A 1,126-nucleotide genomic window follows, 5' to 3' on the forward strand; every position below is an offset into this window, starting at 1 on the left:
TACCGGGTTTGTCGGAGAGTCAATATTCTGAGATGAGAAGCATTGCTTCGCAAGACGTAGCGAAGCGTAGTGTCCCGATGACAAAATTAAAATATACCCCTGAAATCAGAGAAAGAGCGGTTCAATTATTGATTGAATCTGAAAAAGATTATCCTTCTACTTGGGCTGCAATCACAGCAATTGCGCCTAAGATTGGTTGTACTCCTGAAACACTTCGTGCCTGGCATCAAAAGCATTTAGATCAGCAAAATCCTATTAAAGTACAACAGATATCTGATCAAGAAAAAATGAAGCAAATGGAACGTGAAATTAAAGAATTAAAGCGTGCCAATGAAATTCTACGTAAAGCAGCCGCTTTTTTCGCCCAGGCGGAGCTCGACCGCCCACACAAATAATGGTGGATTTTATCCATAACAATAAAGATCGATATGGTGTTGAAGCGATTTGTAGAATTTTACCGATCGCAGCTTCAACCTATTACCGGACTTTAGATCTCGCTGACAATCCAGAACATCGAGCGAAACGAGATCTACATGATGAGCATCATGCTGAACAAATTAAACGAATTTGGAAGGAAAGTTCAGGTCGATATGGTGTACGTAAAGTCTGGCAAAAACTGAAACGTGAAGGCTATATTATTGCACGCTGTACTGTTGCTCGATTAATGAAAAAGCTAGGTATACAAGGTGTTTGGCGAGGTAAGAACAAACAAACCACCCGTAGCCGAGATGACCAAAAACGAGCAGATGATTTAGTGAAACGTAATTTTACTGCTGATCATCCTGACCAACTGTGGGTCAGTGACTTTACGTATATTCAAACTCATTCAGGCTGGGTATATACCGCCTTTATTATTGATGTGTTCTCACAAGCAATTGTTGGCTGGAAAGTATCTACACGAATGAATACAGATATGGTGCTCGATGCATTAGAGCAAGCATTGCATGATCGAGGTATGCCAAAGAATGTGATTCATCATTCTGACAGAGGTGTGCAATATCTTTCTATTCGTTATACCAATCGTTTAGAAGCAGCAAATTTACGAGCATCAGTCGGTACGACTGGTGATTCATACGATAATGCTTTGGCTGAAACGGTGAATGGCTTATACAAAACAGAGGTGATT

General features: G+C 40.5%; 1 pseudogene and 1 other annotated feature. The pseudogene reads left to right on the plus strand.

The window, feature by feature from the left end:
* Nucleotides 1-77: 77 nt before the first annotated feature.
* Nucleotides 78-1,126, plus strand: a pseudogene (locus tag NI470_RS15660) (IS3 family transposase); the annotation flags it as partial.
* Nucleotides 353-469, plus strand: a sequence feature (AL1L pseudoknot). Its footprint overlaps the pseudogene before it by 117 nt.

Source organism: Acinetobacter lwoffii (genome assembly GCF_024129115.1).
In the GTDB taxonomy this organism is placed as follows: domain Bacteria; phylum Pseudomonadota; class Gammaproteobacteria; order Pseudomonadales; family Moraxellaceae; genus Acinetobacter; species Acinetobacter lwoffii_T.